Origin of the sequence: Lederbergia citrisecunda (assembly GCF_018343695.1) — a bacterium.
In the GTDB taxonomy this organism is placed as follows: domain Bacteria; phylum Bacillota; class Bacilli; order Bacillales; family Bacillaceae_C; genus Lederbergia; species Lederbergia citrisecunda.
Map to the genome: position 1 here is coordinate 1172075 of NZ_JAGYPJ010000001.1, position 21924 is coordinate 1193998.

The 21924-nt window shown below is 35.6% G+C and carries 25 protein-coding genes and 2 pseudogenes; 2 read left to right on the top strand and 25 right to left on the bottom strand.

The genetic code is table 11. From position 1 onward, the window contains the following. Positions 1–93: 93 nt before the first annotated feature. From KHA93_RS05885 to KHA93_RS05955, 15 genes are all read right to left on the bottom strand, one after another. Positions 94–378, bottom strand: coding sequence for an HAD hydrolase family protein (locus tag KHA93_RS05885; RefSeq protein WP_349772344.1), 285 nt, complete (start codon positions 376–378; stop codon positions 94–96). A 661-nt stretch (positions 379–1039) separates the two neighbouring features. Beyond that, on the bottom strand, positions 1040–1273 hold the full coding sequence (locus KHA93_RS05890) for an IolE/MocC family protein (RefSeq protein WP_213109882.1): 234 nt from the start codon (positions 1271–1273) through the stop codon (positions 1040–1042). Between the two features lie 324 nt (positions 1274–1597). Then, the gene (locus KHA93_RS05895; protein WP_233711054.1) at positions 1598–3577 is read right to left on the bottom strand and encodes a hypothetical protein; all 1980 of its coding nucleotides are present in this window, start codon (positions 3575–3577) and stop codon (positions 1598–1600) included. A gap of 72 nt (positions 3578–3649) precedes the next feature. Next, positions 3650–4009 (bottom strand): hypothetical protein, encoded by a 360-nt coding sequence (locus tag KHA93_RS05900; RefSeq protein WP_213109883.1) that lies wholly within the window; start codon positions 4007–4009, stop codon positions 3650–3652. A gap of 20 nt (positions 4010–4029) precedes the next feature. Next, entirely contained in the window at positions 4030–4686 is a 657-nt protein-coding gene (locus KHA93_RS05905; protein ID WP_213109884.1) for an ATP-binding cassette domain-containing protein, read from the bottom strand. Between the two features lie 225 nt (positions 4687–4911). Further along, positions 4912–5985 (bottom strand): sensor histidine kinase, encoded by a 1074-nt coding sequence (locus tag KHA93_RS05910; protein ID WP_213109885.1) that lies wholly within the window; start codon positions 5983–5985, stop codon positions 4912–4914. Then, positions 5982–6692, bottom strand: coding sequence for a response regulator transcription factor (locus tag KHA93_RS05915; RefSeq protein ID WP_432806305.1), 711 nt, complete (start codon positions 6690–6692; stop codon positions 5982–5984). Before KHA93_RS05915 ends, KHA93_RS05910 begins: the two co-directional genes overlap by 4 nt. 430 nt (positions 6693–7122) lie before the next feature. Continuing rightward, positions 7123–7665 carry a DUF6241 domain-containing protein gene (locus tag KHA93_RS05920; protein ID WP_213109886.1) on the bottom strand — a complete coding sequence of 181 codons (543 nt, stop codon included), beginning with the start codon at positions 7663–7665 and terminating at the stop codon, positions 7123–7125. Between the two features lie 256 nt (positions 7666–7921). Continuing rightward, positions 7922–8185 (bottom strand): hypothetical protein, encoded by a 264-nt coding sequence (locus tag KHA93_RS05925; RefSeq protein ID WP_213109887.1) that lies wholly within the window; start codon positions 8183–8185, stop codon positions 7922–7924. Between the two features lie 228 nt (positions 8186–8413). Next, entirely contained in the window at positions 8414–8890 is a 477-nt protein-coding gene (locus tag KHA93_RS05930) for a hypothetical protein (RefSeq protein WP_213109888.1), read from the bottom strand. 90 nt (positions 8891–8980) lie between these two features. Continuing rightward, positions 8981–9499, bottom strand: coding sequence for a hypothetical protein (locus KHA93_RS05935; protein ID WP_213109889.1), 519 nt, complete (start codon positions 9497–9499; stop codon positions 8981–8983). Positions 9500–9814: 315 nt separating this feature from the next. After that, complete coding sequence (locus KHA93_RS05940) at positions 9815–10282, bottom strand: pentapeptide repeat-containing protein (RefSeq protein WP_213109890.1); 468 nt, start codon at positions 10280–10282, stop codon at positions 9815–9817. Positions 10283–10616: 334 nt separating this feature from the next. Beyond that, on the bottom strand, positions 10617–10919 hold the full coding sequence (locus KHA93_RS05945; protein WP_213109891.1) for a hypothetical protein: 303 nt from the start codon (positions 10917–10919) through the stop codon (positions 10617–10619). 318 nt (positions 10920–11237) lie between these two features. Next, on the bottom strand, positions 11238–11519 hold the full coding sequence (locus KHA93_RS05950) for a hypothetical protein (RefSeq protein ID WP_213109892.1): 282 nt from the start codon (positions 11517–11519) through the stop codon (positions 11238–11240). A 179-nt stretch (positions 11520–11698) separates the two neighbouring features. Continuing rightward, positions 11699–11890 carry a hypothetical protein gene (locus tag KHA93_RS05955; protein ID WP_213109893.1) on the bottom strand — a complete coding sequence of 64 codons (192 nt, stop codon included), beginning with the start codon at positions 11888–11890 and terminating at the stop codon, positions 11699–11701. Positions 11891–12077: 187 nt separating this feature from the next. Here KHA93_RS05955 and KHA93_RS05960 point away from each other — a divergent pair, with 187 nt between their 5' ends. After that, a complete protein-coding gene (locus KHA93_RS05960) occupies positions 12078–12221 on the top strand; it encodes a hypothetical protein (protein ID WP_213109894.1) in 144 nt (47 codons plus the stop codon). 203 nt (positions 12222–12424) lie between these two features. Here the strand turns inward: KHA93_RS05960 and KHA93_RS05965 are convergent, their stop codons facing one another. Next, entirely contained in the window at positions 12425–12769 is a 345-nt protein-coding gene (locus KHA93_RS05965; RefSeq protein ID WP_213109895.1) for a DUF4362 domain-containing protein, read from the bottom strand. Positions 12770–13312: 543 nt separating this feature from the next. Here KHA93_RS05965 and KHA93_RS23090 point away from each other — a divergent pair. Beyond that, positions 13313–14074: pseudogene (locus KHA93_RS23090) on the top strand (COG4705 family protein); the annotation flags it as partial. An 826-nt stretch (positions 14075–14900) separates the two neighbouring features. Here KHA93_RS23090 and arsC read toward each other — a convergent pair. The 9 genes and pseudogenes from arsC to KHA93_RS23690 form a co-directional block, all read right to left on the bottom strand. After that, a complete protein-coding gene (arsC, locus tag KHA93_RS05975; RefSeq protein ID WP_213109897.1) occupies positions 14901–15320 on the bottom strand; it encodes an arsenate reductase (thioredoxin) in 420 nt (139 codons plus the stop codon). A 27-nt stretch (positions 15321–15347) separates the two neighbouring features. Continuing rightward, positions 15348–16643: an arsenic transporter gene (locus KHA93_RS05980; protein WP_213109898.1), complete on the bottom strand. Its 1296-nt coding sequence runs from the start codon at positions 16641–16643 to the stop codon at positions 15348–15350. 16 nt (positions 16644–16659) lie between these two features. Next, a complete protein-coding gene (locus KHA93_RS05985) occupies positions 16660–17004 on the bottom strand; it encodes an ArsR/SmtB family transcription factor (protein ID WP_213109899.1) in 345 nt (114 codons plus the stop codon). Positions 17005–17172: 168 nt separating this feature from the next. Next, positions 17173–17685 carry an arsinothricin resistance N-acetyltransferase ArsN1 family A gene (locus KHA93_RS05990; protein ID WP_213109900.1) on the bottom strand — a complete coding sequence of 171 codons (513 nt, stop codon included), beginning with the start codon at positions 17683–17685 and terminating at the stop codon, positions 17173–17175. Positions 17686–17703: 18 nt separating this feature from the next. Then, positions 17704–17910 carry a hypothetical protein gene (locus tag KHA93_RS05995; protein ID WP_213109901.1) on the bottom strand — a complete coding sequence of 69 codons (207 nt, stop codon included), beginning with the start codon at positions 17908–17910 and terminating at the stop codon, positions 17704–17706. Between the two features lie 69 nt (positions 17911–17979). Continuing rightward, positions 17980–19350 carry an FAD-dependent oxidoreductase gene (locus tag KHA93_RS06000; RefSeq protein WP_213109902.1) on the bottom strand — a complete coding sequence of 457 codons (1371 nt, stop codon included), beginning with the start codon at positions 19348–19350 and terminating at the stop codon, positions 17980–17982. 113 nt (positions 19351–19463) lie between these two features. Beyond that, positions 19464–19913, bottom strand: coding sequence for a MarR family winged helix-turn-helix transcriptional regulator (locus tag KHA93_RS06005; protein ID WP_213109903.1), 450 nt, complete (start codon positions 19911–19913; stop codon positions 19464–19466). Between the two features lie 454 nt (positions 19914–20367). After that, on the bottom strand, positions 20368–21177 hold the full coding sequence (proC, locus tag KHA93_RS06010; RefSeq protein ID WP_213109904.1) for a pyrroline-5-carboxylate reductase: 810 nt from the start codon (positions 21175–21177) through the stop codon (positions 20368–20370). 393 nt (positions 21178–21570) lie between these two features. Next, positions 21571–21785 (bottom strand): annotated as a pseudogene (locus KHA93_RS23690) (TnsA endonuclease N-terminal domain-containing protein); the annotation flags it as partial. Between the last annotated feature and the right edge of the window lie 139 nt (positions 21786–21924).

Here is a 21924-nt window from a genome sequence, read left to right on the forward strand (position 1 = left end):
GTAGGGACATTCTCTTTACTGAACTTTTTATTTAGAGATTCTAAAGAACTCAGATTTGATATTAAAATTTTCGTCGGATTTTTTTCTTTAATTTCATTTAATCCAATTGTCTTCAACTTCTATTGATAAACAGTGTTCTCTTTCCATTTCAGTTAAATAATCGATTAGTTCTGAAGATAATTTTGAATCAATTGAAAAGTGCTGGTTTAGACCTAATTCCTCACTTACAATCATAGCACCGTTATAATAGACCATTATTGCTTGAGCTTGGATTTCTTCAGGCAATAAATATTTAACTGTTCTTGGAGGTCGTGCAGTTGCTATGATTACTGGAATTCTAGATTTGTGTAACAATTCAATTGATTTTCTATTCCTTATACTAACCTTTTATTCAGAATTTAATAAAGTACCATCGAGGTCAAGAACTAACGCTTCCATTTTCAACTCCCCATCAATATTAATAATAAAATTTATCTATTTTAAATATAACTACCAATCCCATAAAAATAAATAAGTTCTTCCACTAACCTGCTTCGTTAGCTTAATAACTTCAACAAAAAAAGCGCTAATCCTTCTACGATTAACGCCCCCTTTTTGTTGAAATTTTTTAACTAAAGTATGAGATTTCTAAGAAACAAAACTCCATATATCAAAGCACCACAAATCACAATAAATAGCCCTACCATTACAAATCCATAGACAAAACCTTTACCCATAGCGAATAAATCCAAGAGGATATTCTTAAAAGTACCAAGTAACTTACTCATCAACATCAACCCCATTAACGTTACCATTATTTTACCATTGACAAAATAATCCTGCCCTTTTGCTTAATAATTTCTACAAAAGAAGCATTAATCCTTCTTAGATTAACGCCCCCGTTAATTCAACAAGTTTTGTTATTTAGGAGTAACTTTCAAGTTTTCTCCTATTAATTTAGTTGCTTCGTAAATAACACCTTTATCATAAGATTTAATGTCAAAATAACCATTATAATAATCCCAAAATTCAGGAGTGTGAGAGTTTTTTTCAAGATTATCTAATATGTTGTTAAACATAGCAGTTGCTTCTTCTTGTGAAGGATGATAAGCCTAAATTTTATTTGCTCCTTGTTATATGAAGCCGCCGTCGTTGATATTTCATCTAATTGTCTAAAATAATCTTCTGTCATTCCTACTGTTTTAGAAATATCTATTTCTGGCTGTTGATTACAAGAAACCGTTATAAGCAACAAAGTAAATAAGAAGTTAAATAACAATAATTTTCTTTTCATAAAGCATCCCCCATTTTCAAAATGCTTTCGCTTTATTTTACCATAAAAACCCAATCCTTCTTATTCAACAATCCTGCCCGTTAGTTTAAGTGAAAATTATCACAATTTTCTTCATCCATAACGATTTTCTTTAAATATTTTATTCAAGAATATGGCCCAATTGTGGAACACAAGATAAACATCGATATTCAACTAAACTCCGTTAGTTGAATAAAGGGGCCTTACCAACAATAAGCGCAAAACATACGCTAAGCACATTTCGACATGAAAAAAGCCGAGTTTTCCTACGTCAAGGAAATCTTCGGCTATTATGTTGATCTTCAATCAAATCCTACGTTTACTGACTCCATTGAAACACCAATGTACGGCAAACAGATGGGACAGCGGAACAATAAGCAATCCGTAAGCCGCAGTCACAAGTACAATTCCTATCGCATTAGGTCTTTGTAGCATGACGACGATAATCACGAGTAATATCCCCACAAGCAGTTCCTTGGTCACGCGACTCTGAAGGATCCGCATCCAAGACCGCCCTGCCAACCGCAATGGGAAGTCACGCTTCGCCTGTAATGTTGCGGTGATCAATGCACTGATTGCAGTAGCAACACTGAAGGCAACCGACAGTGCAATCAGCGAAAGATGCTGCAACCACACAAGGTATGCTGCGAACTGCGCTTGTAGTATGGCCTCTTCGGCAATGTAAACAACTTCCAGTTCACCTTTGATCCCGCGATCGCGTAGTGCATGTACATCAAGGCTGTGTCGTTCTAATAATTGTTGGGTAGCAGTTACACCAGTGAACACTATGTTGTCACTCGAGATCATGGATGTCAAGGTAGAATCATTAAAGGTGTCGTACAGTGAGGGAACGACAGTGAACAGGACATCATCCCCAAAGTGGAGACTTTCGCCTCCTCCCCCTTGAGCCACTGGAAGTCGGGACCCCTCGACTGGTTGGAGGAATTGTAATTGTTCGAATAGATTCTCGGGATGCCCTTCTCTCGACAAAATATCAATTTCTTCTTGGATTTCGTGAACAAGATTTTCTAAAATGTTATGGTATGAAACAGGCGTTACAACCGGCTGTTTCGCACCCATAGTGACTAAGTCAAGCCAACGCTGGTTTACGAAAGAGACGGCGGAGTACTCACCAAAATCAACCGATGGCCGCATTTCCTTAGTGTACGTATAGGAAAGTGCTACTGCTTCAATCGATTCCGCATCCTTTACCATCTCGCCAATCATTGGCTCCATGCGATCCATTTCGTCATTGTCTGTAGCAAACACAATTGACACTTGGTCTGCAAGTCTCTTCCACTGTGCCATTTCAGTTGCCTTAGCAGATGAGTGTTTATATGCAGACCAAGCAGGAGCAGCAGAAGCCACCACTAAAACGAACGTTAGTGCTTGTATCACAATCGCCAAGGAACGCAGGCTTTTTACAGCCGGTTGTCTAGTAGCAAGCATGATAGCACTCGGCCACGCAGAGGCTGACATAATAAGCGCAGCAAGTATGGATATGGCAATAACAACGACTTGAAGACTAATCAGTACTTTGAGGAAGGTACTGACGTACATCCAGCCATGAAAAAAAACCACATAAATAGCTGCAACCATAGCCACAGTCCCCGCCGAAACAAATAGCGCCTCACCAAACTCTGTGATGTCCTGCATCTGAATCCGCATAGTGGGAGACCCGCCCAGAACCCGAAGTGCACGTCCACGCGCCCTCACTGACAACCAGAACAGTGCAAGCGATGAAATTAGCGCAAGCGATGCAATGATTACGGTAGTAAATCCTCTTTCCTGCATCACGAATACAAGACTATCCAAGATTGAGGCATCCCTGCGGCTAACCTCTACCCCAGCATCTTTCAGGGTGTCCGCAAACTCATTCAAACGGGCAGTATTGCCAGTCACAAGATATAACCCATCGGGATAGGAATTGGCAAGCCGATTTTTGCCAACAATTTTGACTGTATCGTCGCCACTAAACCAAGTAAGTTCATCGGGCAGCCCTTCATCGTTTAGCGTTGCAAAAATCTGGCCATCTCCTTCGCTGGCCAGATCTGGGGCGATTTTGACCAGTCCAAGCTTTAGGCTTGTATCGAGTTCTTCTAACTTCGAAAACGCTTCAGTGATAGAGAGCCCCGATTTGTTGAAGCTAATATTAAGCCTACTTTCGCTCCTAATAGCCTGTGGGAAGTCTCGATCATTAAGGTCGGTAATGATTGCGGCCAACAGTGCTAGTAAAGTAAACAACGCTACCGAAACAACCACTATGATACGTTTATACATATTCATCTCTCTTTTTCACCCCTCTTTCTTTTTAAATGCGAGAGACAAAGTTTTAGGCTAACTAGTTGAAAGCCTGCGTTAGCGCTTCTCTAAATGAACTGGAACCCCAAATCCTTCACTGCGGGAGAGCAGTTTGTTTATGGCATCACGCTCGGATTTCAAATCATATCTCACCAAGACAAGCCCTCGTTCCTGATTATCTGGACACGGCTTGCCCACTTCCACTTTAATCCCATCTCCCAGCTTTTCTATTTCCTTGGCGAAATTTTCGTGATTGTCCAAAGCAGCAGTGGCCTCCGCAATGGTCGGCAGTTGGTCGCATGGCGGGTGGGTGTCTTTTGATGATGCCGTTATCCAACCATTTATAAACGTAAATGCTCCTACTAACAACAGGAAGCCAACAATGACACTGATTATAATCTTAGAAATTGATTTCATAAGTATCCTCCTTGTGTTCTTTAGTTCATGTGACGAGCCTCGGAACCAACCTGATGAATGGCACCGCAAGCATCAATCATCTCGGAATCATGCGTTGACACAATGACCGTCCGGCCACGCACAGCAAAATTCGCAAGCAGTTCGATGACCATGCGCCGGTTAGTTGCGTCTAGAGAAGCAGTTGGCTCATCAACAAACAGGATATTAGCATCTTTGTAAATGGCACGAGACAAGGCAAGTCTCTGTTTCTCGCCTCCACTCAGGTGTCCAGCCAACTCATTTTCCCTACCTTTTAGACCCGTCTGTTCAAGTGATTGTTTCAACCGTTCTTTGTTTCCCGAGACAACTCTTCCAATGATGCTCGCCTGCATAGTGACATTGAAGGCAACCGACTCGTCATCCATAATGCCATAATCCTGAAGTACGAAATGAGCGTGATCGCGCCAGAACCGACGTCGTGCTGAGGTGCCGTACCTTGTGACATCGTTCTCGTCAAGTAGGATGCTTCCTTTATCCACCGGAAGCAACAATCCGAGGCAATGTAGGAGTGTGGTCTTTCCAGATCCACTCGCGCCAACAAGAGCTGTCATAATACCGGGCTTGCAACGAACGGACTCACTGTCAAGCACAAGCCGCCCACCAATTGCTACTGAAATATCTTGAGCTTCAATTAACATTCGCACCACCCATCAAATTCGACGTCTATTGAGAGCATTGCCAGCATAGTGAACATTACTTTGATAGTTTGATTCAAGACCTTCCTTTTTTGCCTATATAAAGATTTTTTCATTTATTTCATTCCTTCCAATTCAATAATAAATGACTCGCCACGAATAATCTGTTTCTATACGCAGTATAAGGCAAAAAAATAAACACCATTGAAATGGTGTCTTAACGGAACCTTAATTTTGGAAAGGAAATAAAATTTTTATCTTCGTTCCTTTATTCGGCTCACTTTCGACTTTGATCTGCCCCCCTTGTTTTTCAATAAACTGTTTAGCAATGGACATTCCCAACCCTGACCCAAGATGGGACTTGTCCGTCGTCGTACCTCGGTAATATTGATTAAATAATTGTTGAATTGTTTTATCATCCATTCCAATACCATCATCTTTAATTTCTATTAAGATTGAGCCTTCAGCTGTTTCTATGGAAACAGTAATCGTTGTTTCACGGGGATTGTGATAAATAGCATTCATAATGAAATTTTCTAATGCTCTTTTTAATAATGTTTGATCAAATGGTAATAAAATATCGCCTTCATCCTTGACCTTTAAATGAATAGGATAGTCATTAGCCATCGGATACTGACGAACATCTTCCAAAACATTTTTTACAAAAGTGACCAGATTTATAGTACGTAAATTCAAAGGGATTTTCATTTTATCAAACTCATAAACAACACTTAAATCATCAATTAACTGCTCCATATATAATGACTTTTCTTCAATAATTTTAGCAAATTCCTTAATTTCTTCTTCATCCCATTTATGTTCGGAACGAAGCATGGCTGCGTAACCTTTAATGTATGATAACGGCGTCTTTAAGTCATGTGTCACTCCCGAGGTCCAGTTCCTCCTTGTTTCATCAAGTTCTTTTCGTTCTTTCTCTGCTGCATTGAGTTGATATGTTAAACCATCGAGCTTTAATTTAAGTTCCAAAAACGGACTAAACCTCATCTTATTTAAAGAAAAATTCTTTATTGTATCAGGCATTTTAAAGACCCCAAGTGATAATTGATCAATCCAGCGTATAAAAAAGAAAAGAGGCTTCCTGATTTGGCGGTCGATAACAAGGCCAATCAGAATAAGCATTCCAATGAATAGTAGCGGGAATAGAACATATGTCACAAATCCATTAATTCCTAGAGGGATGTTCAATACGCTAAGGACTGAAAATCCCGTAATAAAAAAAAGAGCACCTACGGTTAAAAAAATCATTATTAATATCAATGAAATTTTAGTTTCTAATTTCATTGGGAACTCCTTTGGTTTTCATTGCTTAGCATGTAACCCAGTCCCCTCACATTTTTTAAATACTCTGGATGTTTAGGATCTTTTTCAATTTTTTGACGTAGGCGACTAATATGGACCATAACCGTATTTTCTTTCCCCACAATACTATAATCTCCCCAAACTTTTTCGTATAGATGGTCTACGCTAAAAACCTGATTGGGATGCTGGCACATGAATTTAAGTAATTGGAACTCCTTAGCTGGGCAATTTACTTCTTTTCCTTCCACAATCAACCTTGCCTGGTCATAATGCAAAACGAAACTCTCTGTCTGAAATACCCGAGACATCTCAAGTATTGTTTTCCTTTGACGATGTAGAATGGCTTTGATTCGGGCAGCGACTTCGAGTGGATTAAAAGGTTTCGTTATATAATCATCGCCACCCATAGAAAAGCCGGTTAATTTGTCAATATCGGTAGTACGTGCTGTCAAAAAGATAATGGGTACTTCTGATATATCTCTAATTTGTTGACACAAATCGAACCCGTTTGTATCTGGCAGCATGACATCGAGCAATATCAAATCAATCCTGTGTTCCAGTACCTTTTTCAATGCTTCAGCACCCGATTCGGCTTGGTATATCTCTTGAAATCCTTCCTTATCTAACAATCGTTTTAGCATTTTAATTAATCCTACTTCGTCTTCTATAATGAGTATACTTTCGTTCACTTTTTCCCTCCTCGTGTATAGATATCTTATATCAAACATATAAAAACCAGAAAACACGGCATTAAACATATGTTTAACTAACGCCCCCATTAGTTTAAGTACAGTAATTCACAAACCTATTCAATTTTTCCTTTTCCGACTATTTGTGTTCCATCAATCAAACCTAATTGACCAAAAAAATATATATACATTCAGTTTGATTCCTCTTTTTTACACCTTGAATATTTACAAAGTATTCATTACCTTCTTCAAACAAATTATAGATTCTTGAGTCCTCAATCATTACATTATATCTCTTAATTTGGAATGTTATCATAAGCATTAGCGCCTATAAACACATCTTAATATATTTCCCTGGCTTAATATGATGTTCTTTCTTTTCAATTTCAAAAAGTGTACCTTATCTAAAATCATTTTGTCTAATCCCCCCTTATTCTTCACTTTGACTTTCGATAAATGCTTTTTCTTCCTCTGGGTCCATTATTCCTTCCGCTGCGCCGACATTTCCACCTTGGAATCCCCATACCACATTGTGGTCTTTATCAATCCTTGAAAAGTCTCCTTTTTTCCACCTTTCAAGAATATCAAAGTATACCTTTTTGTATTTCAATTTCATGTTATCTAATTCAACCGCTTCGATTAACCAATCGATTCTCTCGTCTGTAATGAGGTAGAATCCCCCCCATTTTTCCTGTGATTTAACCTTTTGGTGTGACATTAAATGAATATAACGCAGTATATCATCATCTTCTACTTCTTCTATTGAAAGGCTTTGACCAAATGGATTTTTTTCCGTTTCTGTAATTTCTATGTCCTCATCTGTAATGTTCTCGTCTGTAATTACTTCATCTTCAATTACTGGATTCTCTCTTTCCTCTGCGATCGTGCTCATATCCTTATATATGGTATAGCCGAAATATATAAAAAATCCTGCTACTAATATACCTAATCCCCACATAATTTTTTTAATCAATGTAAATTCCCCCCCTAGTTAGTTTGGTTTCATTCTAAAGGCAATCTCTCTGTTAAAGTTTGACGAATAATTAAATACTCGGTATCTAATCAGGAAAATCCTTCCATAACCTAGTCTTACAGAACTAACTTGCCCGTTAGTGGAACAAGAAAAAAAGCCGCCGAAGCAGCTGAAGATCTTAAATTATAGCACCCGTTAGTTCAACAAGAACTATTATTTTTGCGAAGAATTAAATACAGAATACCAAAGAAGGGTATTACGGAAGTATCTTGTCAATACTCCATGAGTGAGACGAGTGCAAAAATATGGATACAATACTAAAGATCATAGCTGAGCGAGCAAACCATTTCCCTTCTTGCTTGAATCTTCTAATCTCTTCTAAACTTTTTATTGATAAAACAAAACTAATAGTAGCAATTGCTACACCAATTGTAGCGAATACTATACCTCTTGTTGGTACAAAAAATGACAAGATTGCCAATATTAAAGCTAATTTTGACTTAGTGTTTGCTTCTCTCATTAAATTCTAGCCTCTTTTATTATAATTGATATAAACTTTTTTTAACTAATAAGGTTATTCCATTTTTACTTTGTATTGAATATTTTAATACATAATTCGTAAAAGTATTCAAATTCCTTATTAAACTAACCTGCTTCTTTAGTTCAATAAGGACTTCTACAAAAAATGCGTTAATCCTTCCTGGATCAACGCACCCGTTAGTGCAATAAACCTTATCTACACATTATTTCATAAACTTTTACGAAAATAATCTAAAAGAAGAGATAGAAAAATGGAAGCGGTTAAAAATATAAAGTATGTGTTTACATTAAAATATTGCTTGTTGACGTGTATGGACATAAAAGAAGTGATGCTATCAATATACTGCCCGTCTATAAATCCAAAATCTACTTTGTATTTTTCTGCCAAAATATTTTTATATCTTAGAAAAGCAATCCTTTGATAAAAAATTGACATCACTAAATGAATAAAGGTAACTGTAATCCCAACTAATAATACGCCAGTTTTAATAGTATAATCACTAAAAACTTTAGTCCATAAATACACAAGACAACAAAACATAATAAAAATAATACCCAATAATAAAATTGCTGGGTTACCATTCCCTGATGTTTGACCTGGTTTAGGATTCATAAAATTGCATATTAAAAATATAGGTATCGCTAAAATGCTTATCCCTATTATGAGAATTACTCTCCTCCTCATACAAAGACACCTCCAATACCCTTATTACACTATCCTGCCCGTTAGTGAAAATTACGGCCTATGGGAAACTTTCTTTCAAGGTGCATTAGTTCACAATGAGTTTGCGATTTCTACTAGCGTTGGCAAAGGATCGTCTAATAATTTTTCCTCAATACTCAGTATATAAGTCCAATTATTTTTAATAAACATTAAAACAATTATAACCTTTTCATCTTTTCCTGCTGTTGAATAATAAGCATCCGTCCCGTCTTTTAGAGATATTTTAGTGTCTGTACTTGAAAAAAAATCCCTTTCATTTCTAGCAGGAAAAATATTTATTATATAATTAAAGTTTTTTTTCTCATTTAAATATTCAATCTCGAGGTTCTCATTTTCTCGGTTAAATCTGCCAAAAGTGTGGCTAAAATTTAAAGGCGGCAATTTTTTTGGCAAATCTAAGTTTGTTTTAAAATATGACTTGGTTTCCTCTATTGCTTCTGCAATAGATTTGTATCCTAGGTCATAATAGATTTTTTCTACATTTTTTTGCAGGGATATTTTAGCTGATTTCCATCCACCGATAAAGAGACTAAATCCTAACAACAAAATAAAAAATTTCTTTTTATTCACTTTAGATTACCGCCCTTCGTCGGTCCTATATCAAAACTAAGCAATTAAAAGATTCGAATATAATTATGTGGATTGTCTCTCTTAACTTGTCCTAAAAGTCAATTCATCCTATTCTTTACCTTATTCAATATAAAGATAAAAATAACCTATCTTGTCAAACTAACCTGCCCCGTTAGCACAAGATGAAATTCAATAAAAAAGGACCATAAACCTTAATGGATTAAAGCCCCCGTTTGTTGAATTATAATGTACCAGTCAATTCATATATAATAAGTTTAAAATAGTAGCATTTTTTGTCCCGTCGATATTAGTGCTTTATTTGTTCTTAATTAATTCTTCAATTAGTATTCCATTAATCTTTAATCCAGAAATATCACAATCAATAATCTCCATGTTTGATAAATTACAGTTTTTAAATTGTCCTTTTGTAAGGTCACTATTTAGAAAGCTAATTGGTTTATATTGCCCGTCGGGATTAAAATTCCCATCACCCTCAACTGGAAAAACTATATTATGAAATTCTGTCCCAAATAAATGAACATGATCTATAACTGCATTACTAAAGTTTGCATGCTGAATTCCTACCCCAGATAGATTAGCGTTTGATATTTTACTGTCACCCAAATTTACATCATTAATAGCCATTTTACTCATATTTACGTTATTAATTTTTGTATTAGCCAAACTTACATTGTCAATTTCAAGTTTCTCAGCTTTAACTTCTTGCCACTTTGAACCAGAAATATCAGCCTTTTTTAAATCAAAGTTTTTAACATCCAACATTTCAACAATCCCCCTAAATTCACTTATTTTTTATTCCCTAAATAAATTCTATATTCTATTTGATAACCCCTTTTGTTGCAAAATATGAATCGTTCGACAAATAACGATGTTATTATAGTTGAATAAAAAAGGGGCTGATGCAGTTATCCCTCTTCGACTAAACTGCCCTTTAGTTTAAGTACATTTCTTCACAATCTCATCTAAAATATCCATTTATTTAGAAAATGAGTTACTCAGCAATCTTGCCCTTTAAATGAAAATGAGGCACAAATCCTTGTTCAAGAATTGCGCCCGATAATAGAACTCCTATTAGCTGGTTAGTAAAAAATAAGTATTATTTTAAGCCAGTGAATTTAAAGTGTTCTTGTTCAATAAGATTAATAAATTTTTCTTTTTCCTGTTCGTTTCTAATAAGTAATTCAACATTTTTAGACTTAATAAGGTAACGTTTCACTTTTCTGTTATGCCAAATGACATAACTATATCTATAGTCTTGATACAATGTGGAAAACCATTTTTCGTTCCTTAATTTATCAATATTTTTTTCGAGTTTTGATTTAGGAGTAATAAAAAATAGAGCATTCGCTAATAAGTCTATAATGAAGCCAATAATCGCCTCAATAATAATATCAAACACCTCACCCTATTTTTTCTTAGTATCTTTTAGCATAAACGTATTTCTTATTAAAGATAATGGCCCAATTGTTGAATACAAGTTATAAACCTCTCTTGAACTAAACTGCCTCGTTAGTTCAATAACTTCAACAAATATAAGCGATAATCCTTCTTGGACTATCGCATCCGTTAGTTTAAGTAGAAACCTTCACAATCTTTTCTATACTTTAAACATAATCCAATCTATTAAATTAGTTATTCCGGAATCAGGATCAATAAAAAAAACGCCTCTTATTAAAGAAAAGCGCCCGTTAATTAAACACTTGTTACTTTGTTCATTCTAAAATAAACCCACAACGGAAGGGTTTATGTATTGTAAAGTGAGAATAAAAAGAGCAATCAAGCCTATTGTGGATATTAAAAACACCCAAACTTTTTTTATCCTTAACTGTACAAAAGCAGATACCAATACAAGGATATTAAAAATCGCAATCATTGAAACCCAAGCCCCATGAGTTTGATCTGGGTCTGGTGCAGCAATGCTAAACATTGGGCCTATACCAATAAGAATTACTAATATGAATATCAATCCGTGTACCAAATATACTGCTGCCTTAAACAATTAAACCACCTGCTCTCTCCAATTTCGATCGTTAGTTAAACAATCCTTACTCCTTTAAATGGCCCGATTGTTGAATACAAGTTAAAAACCTCTCTTGCACTAAGCTGCCCGTTAGCTTAATAACTTCAACAAAAAAGGCGTTAATCCTACTCGATTAACGCTACCCGTTACTCAATAATTTATTTTTCTTGTTGCCCTTTTTGCTTTTTTATTGTTATCAGTTTTGACATAACAAAATGACCAACTGTAATAGTAAGTAACAGGTCTCTATATGGCGCATTTGTGCCCCCTAAAAGTGATGCAACAATATAGAAGAACATAAATGATATTATAAGCAAACCAAGAACATAATACTCAATTTTCACTTCCATTATATTTCCTCCTTATTAAATAAACCTGCTCTTTTACTTCAATAAGCGAGGGAGCTACCATCACGATAAATCCTTCTATCGTCGTTCAAGCATCGATTTCTTAATAGCGTTAAGAAATATTAATTTATTTCAACCATTTTTATTTTCAAGGTAAAAGTTGGACATATTATCCGTAGGAGGTGATAAGGTGGCTGACAAAAAGAAAACTTCCAAACACATAGAAAGATACAGTAAATTAGATAGATACAAAAACGATCGACATAATGATAATGCTAGGGCAGCAGCGGCTCTTGAACCAGAAACCCCAAGAATTAATACGGATAATCTTTAACAGTATGTCTATTGTTCATACATTTGAAATAGCATACCGAATAACAAACTAATACTACGCCTATCAACGCTTGGTTTTAGATCCAAGCGTTACTAATTCTAATATGCTTTTATTTCACTCTAGCCCCCGTTAGCACAATAAGTAAAGAGGATTTTATTCAACCCTAATTAAAATGCTTTCAAGATTCTTGGAACAACCACTTATTAAATATTCGATTTCGCCTTGTGTATTTTCTTTTCAATTACTTCTTTGCAAACATCGGTCTCTTTACCTTTATTTTTTCCAGCATATTCATCATTTGAATTATCATAAGTGTAATGAATAACTTCCCCATCAAATTGTAAATCTTGGAAAATAGGGTCTCCTTCGTGAGTATAGCCTGTAACTCGTATGGTGTCTTCTTTTTTGTTAGATAAATTAATTAAGAACTGTTCAAACCTTTCTAAATTAACAACTTCATTTTGGTAAACAACATCCCCTCTCTTAATCGCTTCCTCTGACCCGTAAGCACCACTCTTTGAACAACCAATAATACTAATAACAACCAAAAATATAATTACATTTAATATAAATCTTTTTACTTATTTCCTCCCTAATTCGATTATCTATATAAATTTATTTCTTCATTCTTCTCGTTTATACCTTCTTGCACTGACCTGCCCCGTTAGATCTTCAACACTCCTGGACGTATGTAATATAAGACAATGCCGCTTATGCTTAATAGACACTTAAGATAATTTTAATCATTTTTTAATAAATATCCCCCTAATTTCTATTAAAGTAGAGACTGATATCATCTCAAATGAAAATAAGAGATGGAAATTTCTTTGTAACAATGTTTACTTCCAAAAAGAAAACTTAGTATTTTCAGAACAAACTGAAACGGTTCACCCTTTAGGTCGATAAATGATATACAAAATATTAAAAGTCACCATATTTTTTGAAATCGTCAAGATTATGGCACCCACTGTGGGTGGAAACAGCGCAGACTTCCTTAATGATAATCTTGGATTTGGATGGGTATCCTTAATTAGAGAGAGAGAAATAAAATTAAGTTGTTGGCATCCATTTTTAAGAAAGGAAAATTATATATGCAAGGAAACCAAAATAAAATGAAAATTTTACTTAACAAAGTGCCACAAGTGACGATTTTCTTTTGGATTATCAAAGTTTTGTGTACAACTGTTGGTGAAACATTTGCTGATTTCATCAACTTCAACATTGGACTTGGTTTAACTCTTACTACCATTATTATGGGAGTTGGGTTTTTTATTGCATTGTTTTTTCAATTTAAAGCAAACAAATATGTTCCAGCCATTTACTGGATAACAGTTGTTCTTATAAGCGTATTTGGAACACTGGTAACGGATAATTTGACAGATAATATGGGCGTACCACTTGAGGTTAGTACAAGTGTTTTCTCGGTGCTACTAGGACTAACTTTTCTATTTTGGTATCTTAGTGAAAAAACACTCTCGATCCACTCGATTTTTACTAGAAAAAGAGAAGTTTTCTATTGGCTTACGATCCTTTTCACCTTTGCACTTGGAACAGCGGTCGGCGATTTATATTCAGAACAACTTGGTTTTGGTTATCTTTACACCGGAATAGGCGTTGTTGTTATTATTGCTCTGGTGTTCTTAGCTTATAAATTTTTGAAACTTGACGGAGTATTAGCTTTCTGGATTGCGTATATTTTAACTCGTCCACTTGGAGCGTCACTTGGAGATTATCTATCTCAACCAAAAGTAAATGGCGGATTAGGACTCGGGACAACCGTTACGAGTGTGATTTTTCTTATCGCTATTTTAGCGATCATCATTTTCCTTGCCGTTTCAAAGATTGATACAAATGCTAAAAGTGAAATATCGGAAACAAACCAAAGTAATGCAAATAACAAACATGCGCTAGCACAAACGATTGTTATAATCGTAATTTTCTTAGTTATTGGTATAGGTGGTTATAAATGGCGCATTAATAATATTACATCACAAGGTGCTGCAGAGCACGCTACATTAGCAGGTCAATTAAACGATTTTGTTAAATTTGAAAATGATATGCTAAACGCTGTAAATAAAAACGACTTTGCTACAGCAAAAAAAGGCGCTGATAACTTGGAACATCAGTGGGATACACAAGAACCTAAGCTTCGAAAAATTGATGGCGCTACATGGACGAAAATTGATGGAACAATTGATGTTGTATTAGCAGCAGTTCGTTCATCGAATCCTGATGTAAGCAAATGTAAAACAGCACTTACTAATTCACTTAGTACAATAAACGCAGCAAATAAATAATAATCTTAGGAATCGCTAAAATCGCGGTTCCTTTTTAAATGGAACTCTTATTAAACTAAACTGCCCGTAAGCTTAAGTATAATGCTTCACAAACTTTCATGAAAAACTCTTTTCAGTTTATTTCATTCGAATATTTATAACGCGTATCTAATGGACTATCTACAACTACCATAACACTAACTATTTAGATAACCCTTATACATTAATTACCTGCTCTTTTTAACAATCCTTCTATGTTTTACCCCTGTTGAACTGCAAATTGCACGATCAAAGATTTGAATTTTTAGCATATTTTCATCCTCTTAATTATGATATAAGAATGTACTTATACATTAGTGAAAGTAAAAGCCGTGAGAGTTTCTCACGGCTTTTACCTTAATTATTATTCTCCAGTATTCGCGAAATGTTCAATTCTTTCTCCAATTTCGTCACGTACACGTTGGAAGAACATCCATTTTTCCTCTTCTGTTCCTTCTGCTTTTGCAGGGTCATCGAATCCCCAGTGAACACGTTTGATATGTGGAGGTGTTACCGGGCAATTGTCTGCTGCATGACCACAAAGGGTTACGATCAATTTTGCATTATTTAATATTTCAGGGTCTATCACATCAGATGTTTGATTTGAAATATCTATACCTGCTTCCTTCATTGCTTTCACTGCATTCGGATTTAATCCATGTGCTTCTAGTCCAGCACTTTTCACTTTCCACTCATCACCTAAATGCTTTTTTGCCCATCCTTCTGCCATCTGGCTGCGGCAAGAGTTACCTGTACACAGAAAGTAGATTGTTTTTTTAGACATGTTGAGATTCTCCTTATAGGAAATTTGTTAAATGATAAGTAGCCAAATATATAAACCAACCAGTGTAATGAACAAAGTTGGAATAGTTAATACAATTCCTGTCTTAAGATAGGTTCCCCAGGATATTTTAACTCCCTTAAGGGACAATACATGCAGCCATAGCAGTGTTGCAAGAGAACCAATCGGCGTAATTTTTGGACCTAAATCAGATCCTATGACATTCGCATAAATGAGTCCTTCTCGAATAATGCCACTAGTATTTGTATCTGCAATGGCAAGTGCGTCAATCATAACAGTAGGCATGTTGTTCATTACAGAAGAAAGAAATGCCGCGATGAATCCCATACCGATTGTTGCAACAAATAGCCCCTGGTCTGCAGTTAACTGGATTAAATCAGATAAAACATTTGTAAGACCTACATTTCTTAAACCGTAAACCACTACATACATTCCGATAGAGAAGAAAACGATTGCCCAAGGTGCTCCCTTAATAACAGTACCCGTATTAACAGCTGGACTTCTTCTAGCCATGAATAAGAAGAAAATAGCTACAATACCAGCTATAAAAGAAACAGGAACTCTAATAAATTCACTTGCGAAATAGCCTATTAATAAAATCCCTAGAACAACCCATGATAATTTAAACATTTTTTTGTCTCGAATTGCCTTAGTTGGTGCCTTCAAATTCGATAAATCGTAATTCTTTGGAATGCTTTTTCTAAAATATAAGTACAAGACAATAATACTAGCAGCTAATGAAAAGAAATTCGGAATAATCATTCTTGAGGCAAACTCTACAAAACCTATTCCAAAAAAGTCAGCAGATACGATATTAACTAAGTTACTTACAACCAATGGCAGTGAGGTTGTATCCGCAATAAATCCACTCGCAATGATAAAAGGAAATACCATTTTTTCATTAAAATTAAGGTTTCTCACCATGGCAAGGACAATCGGCGTTAAGATCAGTGCCGCCCCATCATTCGCGAAAAATGCAGCGACAATGGCTCCCAAAATAGAAACATAGATGAACATCTTTACCCCGTTACCTTTTGCTGCTCTTGCCATATGCAAGGCTGCCCATTCAAAAAAGCCAATCTCATCTAAGATGAGGGAAATAATAATGATGGCTATGAAAGCCAAAGTGGCATTCCAAACTATTGATGTTACATCGATGACATCTTTAAAATCTACAACACCTACTATAAGAGCTAATATAGCTCCACCACACGCGGACCATCCAATTGATAGTCCTTTTGGCTGCCATATAACAAGTATAATTGTGAATAAAAAGATCACTGATGCTAAAATGATTGATGTCATTACTTAAATCCTCCATCTAGTCACACGAAATTCGTAAACCCTGTTCTTCCAATTCTTTTAATTTATAATCTTGGCTTGGAAGGTGATCCAGCAGGTCTTGAACCATCGGATAATACTCACTGTCCTTATTTAATGCATAAATAATCCATTGTCCTTTCCTGGTTTCTCCTACCACTCCCGCATCTTTTAATTTACGAATATGCTGGCTGATAGCGGGCTGGCTCATTTTAAACATCGCCACAAACTCACACACACAACAATCATGGTTATCTAAAATTGACACCATGGTTAATCGCGTCTTATCGCCTAATAATTTTAAAATGTTTGCTGCTTTATCAATCTCCACTGTGGATTTTTTCATCCTGTGTTCACCTCCGCTTTCCAAATATTAATATATAATGATTTGCTTATATAAGTAAATGCTTTTATTCTTCTTTACAAAATCTTTACATTTAGTATGTTCATTTTAAAGTTCACCTAAATTCATGATGATTAATGAACAAAAAGGCGGCTAGATATTAGCCGCACTTTAATAAGAAATAAGATATAGAATTTTTTCCATTGCCATTACATCAACAAATTCCCCGTCTAAAATACCCTGGTTTTTAAAAATGCCTACTTCACGAAAACCCATTTTTTTATATAGTCCTTGTCCTAAAGCATTAAATGGAAAAGTAAATAAAACTAGCTTATGAAAGTTATGTTCTTTTGCTTTAGTTTCAAGAGTGGTAAGCAGTTTACCACCTACTCCTTTGCCTCTATATTCCCTGGAAATATAAACTGAAATATCCGCAACTCCATCATAAGCACATCGGTTATTATAAGGATTTAAAGAAGCCCATCCAATTATTTTATTTCCGTCTTCTGCAACCACTACACTATATCTGTTCTGATGCTGCTTGTACCATTCTGTCATATATGAAATATCTTTAACCTCTGTTTCTAAAGTGGCTATCCGATCTTCTATCCCTTGGTTATAAATTGTCATAATAGCTTCCAAGTCTGTCTCTCCGACTCCACGAATGATTGCTCCTCTTATCATTTAATTTCCTCCACAACACTATTTAAAATTGTTCTTAATTTCTTGGTAAGCTAAGAGAAACTGTTTATACGTTTGCTGACCCATTTCATTTTCCTTAAAACGAAACAGCCGTTCAAAGGTTTTATCTTTAGATTCCTCAATTGTACAACCAAAAGCATTCATGATTAATTTCATATAAGAAATGAAATATTCCTTTTTTAACGCTCCACCATGATTAATGACCATCTTACACTCACCTTTTAATAAAAATTTTTTTAGGGAAGCACGCGCTCCCCTTTTTTTGAAGTTGTTTTATTAATTGCAACAAGCAGATGCAGGTCCATCACAGGAGCTTTTACTATTTAGATTGACGCTACAGACTCCCGTTTCTGGCAAATCTAATTCTAATTTCTCAGCGGCATTCAAATCACCACTTAAATATGCAGCTACTGACCTAACCTGCTCATATCCTGTTGCCATTAAGAAGGTTGGGGCACGTCCATAACTTTTGGCACCCACGATATAAAAATCCTTCTCGGGCTGTCTTAATTCCTTTTCACCGTGAGGACGAACAGTACCGCAACTATGAATGTTAGGGTCAATCAATGGTGCTAACGCTTTTACACTTTCAGTAGAGGAATCAATAGAAGTACGAAGTTCATTAATAATCGAAAAATTAGGACGGCAACCGGTATTTACAATCATTTCATCTATCCCATCAAGTCTACTCTGGTTGCCTATTAACTCAATCCCCTCTCCTGATTTCCTCACTAATTGGATACGAAATGGTGTAATTACATTCACCTGTTGGTTATCAACCATATTGTGTATTCTACTACCGAGAAGGCCACGTGCTTCAAGAGCATCCTTCTCTTCCCCACCATATGCATCTTCAACTCTCTGCCTTCTCAAAATCCACAAAATCTCAGTTTCAGGATAATATTCTTTCAATTTAGCTAAATCTAACAGTGTATTAATGGCAGAATGCCCTCCTCCAACAACAGCTATACGTTTATTTGCATATCGTTGTTGTTCCTTCTCTAAAATATCGGGAATTCCATAGTATATTTTTTCTTGGAGGGATTTCTCATCGGCAAGCCAAACACCACTCGAAACAGCAGGATTAGGATTTCCCCATGTACCTGAGGCGTCTATTACTGCCCTAGCTTCAAATGATCTGTACTCCCCATTTTTTTCAGAATGGATAACAAATGGAACATTTTCTCTATTTGCAGTTTTCATTTTATCCACGTCTTTTCTTCCAATCGATAAAACTTTCGTATTAAGGTAAACGAAAGGTATAATTTCAGGCACCTTAGAAAGTGGCTGCAAATATTGTTCAACAAGCTCCTGCCCAGTCGGTAAATTTTCTAATTCTGGCTGAGCCCAACCACTGGCATTTAATAAGTTCATAGCAGCTTTATCTATATTGTATCGCCATGGTGAAAATAACCGAATATGTCCCCAACTCTTGATATTGGCACCTACTTCCATCCCTGCCTCCAATAAAATAAACGATTGATCCCTTCTTGCTAAGTGTGCAGCTGCTGCTAAACCAACCGGTCCAGCTCCAATAATAACAACAGGCAGTTGCTTAGTTATTTTCTTATTCGTTACATTGTTGTTTTCTAAATCATTTTTTCTCGGGTTACAACATCCTTGGATATTATCATTCAAAGCAGTCATGTTTTCTCCTCTTTTCTTTTAATTAGGATTTTTTTACTTGAGTACACAATAAAAAATGTTTAGCTTTTAAAAACCATCAATACTTGCATAATGCAAGTATTGATTCTGGGGAATCACCCCTGCAATGGCTTGCAGCATGCGCTAGACTTTGCCATTGCATTATTTAATAATTGAATTGAACGGATGACGGTTTCTTTTTCAAACTCATTCATATGAGAAAAAACCTCATTTAAAAATGCATTCATTTGTTGATCTATGGTTGCTGCAATATACTTACCTTCAGTAGTCAGAGACAGAATACTAATTCTTTTATCACTGGGATCTGGTGTTTTCTTAATTAAGTTCATTTTTACTAGCGATTGAACCTGCCTGCTAAAAGTAGTAATATCAGTTCCTAATGTTTCTGCTATCTGCTGCATAGATGGTTTATTTTGATTATCAATCTCATATAGGATGTGGCTTTGAATAAGGGAAAGATCACATCCACCAACAGTACAGCAATTTTTATTAAGTAAACCGAATCGACGTGTCATTATTTGAAACATTCCACGGAGATTTTCCATTATTTTCACCTCATAATCACATTATATGCACGTTACTTGCAAAATGCAACTAAAATTTTCGTTGAGACTAAGATTAAAAAAAGTTATTGAGATTTATCCGCAAAGTCAATTTATTTGTGTAGTGTAAGTAAAAAGTCAACACTTTTGTGTCGGCGATTATTATGACACAAAAATGTTGACTTTGTTTTGTAATTATTGAAATTATTACATTCCTAAAGTAAACAGATTTGTGTCGATAATCAAATATCTTATATCCACGCTTCTATTGACGCTTGACACAAAACTGCCTACTTTTTTGACAAGAAAATAACAACTATAATTTTTTTATAGCTTTAGGATGATTTGGGGTCTACACCAAAATCTGTACTTGAATAATAAATAGATACACAAAAACATCTGTATACACTATTGTTGAAAGTACCACCAAACAACAGACCCTTTTGGCTTCCATTTTTTATTCGTCATCTAATCCTTTACTTTTCCGAGTACATGCTTTCATTGCATTCAAGATCGATGACCTGAAATTACTTTCTTCCAATGCAGCAACAGCTCTAATGGTTGATCCTCCTGGTGTGCATACATCATCCTTTAAACTTCCTGGATGGTTCTCCGTCTCAAGCACCATTTTCGCAGCTCCAAGTACAGCTTGGGAAGCCAATTTGTACGCTTGCTTTCTCGGAATGCCATCTCTAACCCCTCCATCAGCTAATGCTTCAATAAACATATACACATAGGCTGGTGAAGAACCACTAATAGCAGGCACAGCATCCATCAGTTCTTCTTTCATAAGTTCTGTTTTTCCGAACGAATTCAAGATTTCCACAACATCCGCCAAATCTATTTGAGTGATTAATTCATTGATGGAAAAGACTGTCATTCCTTCTCTAACTAGTGAGGGTGTATTTGGCATCGTCCGTACTAATTTAACGGGCTTGCCGAAAGCAGACTCCACCGTTTGAATGGAAATACCTGCTGCAATCATTATAATAACAGCCTCTTCTTTCACATCATATTTAATTTCTTCGATCACTTTCGCATAACTTGATGGATCAACTGCTAAGAATAAGATGTCCGCAAATCGGGCAATCTCTTTATTGTTTAGCGTTCCTTGAACATGCAGTTTTTCCTTAACCATTTGTAACGTATTTTCTGAGCTTGTACTTACCTTTATAAAATCAGCCGGTACAACACCCGCTGTAATCATCCCTAAAACCATCGCCTGTCCCATTTTTCCGCAGCCAATAAATCCTATTTGTTTATTCATGTAAAACACATCCTATTTAAATATTCTGTTTTATCCCAGTTTATCAGTTCTCCTTTGAAAACAAAAACAACTGATGGAATTTTGCACCGAGGCTTCGTGATTTAGCTGATACTAAACTATACACCATTCAAAAGCTGAGTGATTTTTCGAACATATCGGAATTTTCGGTTTTAAGATTTATGTTGACACGCCAGTAAAACAATGTTCAAAAGGGACAAAACAAAAGGTAGGTTTAATTCAAGCACTTATTATGAAACCCGATATTCTTCTAAAAATCAGTTTCAGTGTGTTGGTTAGAAAAGCCGTGAAAGGATGCCGTTAGTATCAAATATTCTTTTAGTTTAAATCGTAGATTCTCCGGAAAGTGTTCTGGTACATACCCAATCTTCCTCTATAATTTGAATATTCAGTTAAATAAAAATAATTGCGTTCTAAATCCGACAGAAATTCATGCTGTATATTTGTTTTTATTCCTTTTAAACTAGTGAACGCCCCTTTGAAGATACTTCTTGAATCTTTAACCAAGGTTTATAATCTACTCCCATACAGGTCCCTCGACCTTGTTTAATCCACTGTTCAATCTCAGATGTTCTTTTTCTTTTTGATATAAAAACGCCCCTTTAGATAATCGTATCTAAAGGGGAAAAACGGTGCAACTTTATTTCAAATCTACATATCTAGCATAAAATCAATATATTCTTCCTTTCACTTAATCTCTACGAAAAGGAATAACATATACCTTGTACT

Bases quoted from the DNA above. Each gene is read 5' to 3' on its own strand.
- KHA93_RS05925 (WP_213109887.1), bottom strand. From the start codon at position 8,185: ATGAGAGAAGCAAACACTAAGTCAAAATTAGCTTTAATATTGGCAATC.
- KHA93_RS06005 (WP_213109903.1), bottom strand. From the start codon at position 19,913: ATGGAAAATCTCCGTGGAATGTTTCAAATAATGACACGTCGATTCGGT.
- KHA93_RS05995 (WP_213109901.1), bottom strand. From the start codon at position 17,910: ATGGTCATTAATCATGGTGGAGCGTTAAAAAAGGAATATTTCATTTCT.
- KHA93_RS05910 (WP_213109885.1), bottom strand. From the start codon at position 5,985: ATGAAATTAGAAACTAAAATTTCATTGATATTAATAATGATTTTTTTA.
- KHA93_RS05900 (WP_213109883.1), bottom strand. From the start codon at position 4,009: ATGAAATCAATTTCTAAGATTATAATCAGTGTCATTGTTGGCTTCCTG.
- KHA93_RS05905 (WP_213109884.1), bottom strand. From the start codon at position 4,686: ATGTTAATTGAAGCTCAAGATATTTCAGTAGCAATTGGTGGGCGGCTT.
- KHA93_RS05955 (WP_213109893.1), bottom strand. From the start codon at position 11,890: ATGGAAGTGAAAATTGAGTATTATGTTCTTGGTTTGCTTATAATATCA.
- arsC (WP_213109897.1), bottom strand. From the start codon at position 15,320: ATGTCTAAAAAAACAATCTACTTTCTGTGTACAGGTAACTCTTGCCGC.
- KHA93_RS05990 (WP_213109900.1), bottom strand. From the start codon at position 17,685: ATGATAAGAGGAGCAATCATTCGTGGAGTCGGAGAGACAGACTTGGAA.
- KHA93_RS06000 (WP_213109902.1), bottom strand. From the start codon at position 19,350: ATGACTGCTTTGAATGATAATATCCAAGGATGTTGTAACCCGAGAAAA.
- proC (WP_213109904.1), bottom strand. From the start codon at position 21,177: ATGAATAAACAAATAGGATTTATTGGCTGCGGAAAAATGGGACAGGCG.
- KHA93_RS05895 (WP_233711054.1), bottom strand. From the start codon at position 3,577: ATGAATATGTATAAACGTATCATAGTGGTTGTTTCGGTAGCGTTGTTT.
- KHA93_RS05930 (WP_213109888.1), bottom strand. From the start codon at position 8,890: ATGAGGAGGAGAGTAATTCTCATAATAGGGATAAGCATTTTAGCGATA.
- KHA93_RS05985 (WP_213109899.1), bottom strand. From the start codon at position 17,004: ATGAAAAAATCCACAGTGGAGATTGATAAAGCAGCAAACATTTTAAAA.
- KHA93_RS05890 (WP_213109882.1), bottom strand. From the start codon at position 1,273: ATGAAAAGAAAATTATTGTTATTTAACTTCTTATTTACTTTGTTGCTT.
- KHA93_RS05940 (WP_213109890.1), bottom strand. From the start codon at position 10,282: ATGTTGGATGTTAAAAACTTTGATTTAAAAAAGGCTGATATTTCTGGT.
- KHA93_RS05980 (WP_213109898.1), bottom strand. From the start codon at position 16,643: ATGACATCAATCATTTTAGCATCAGTGATCTTTTTATTCACAATTATA.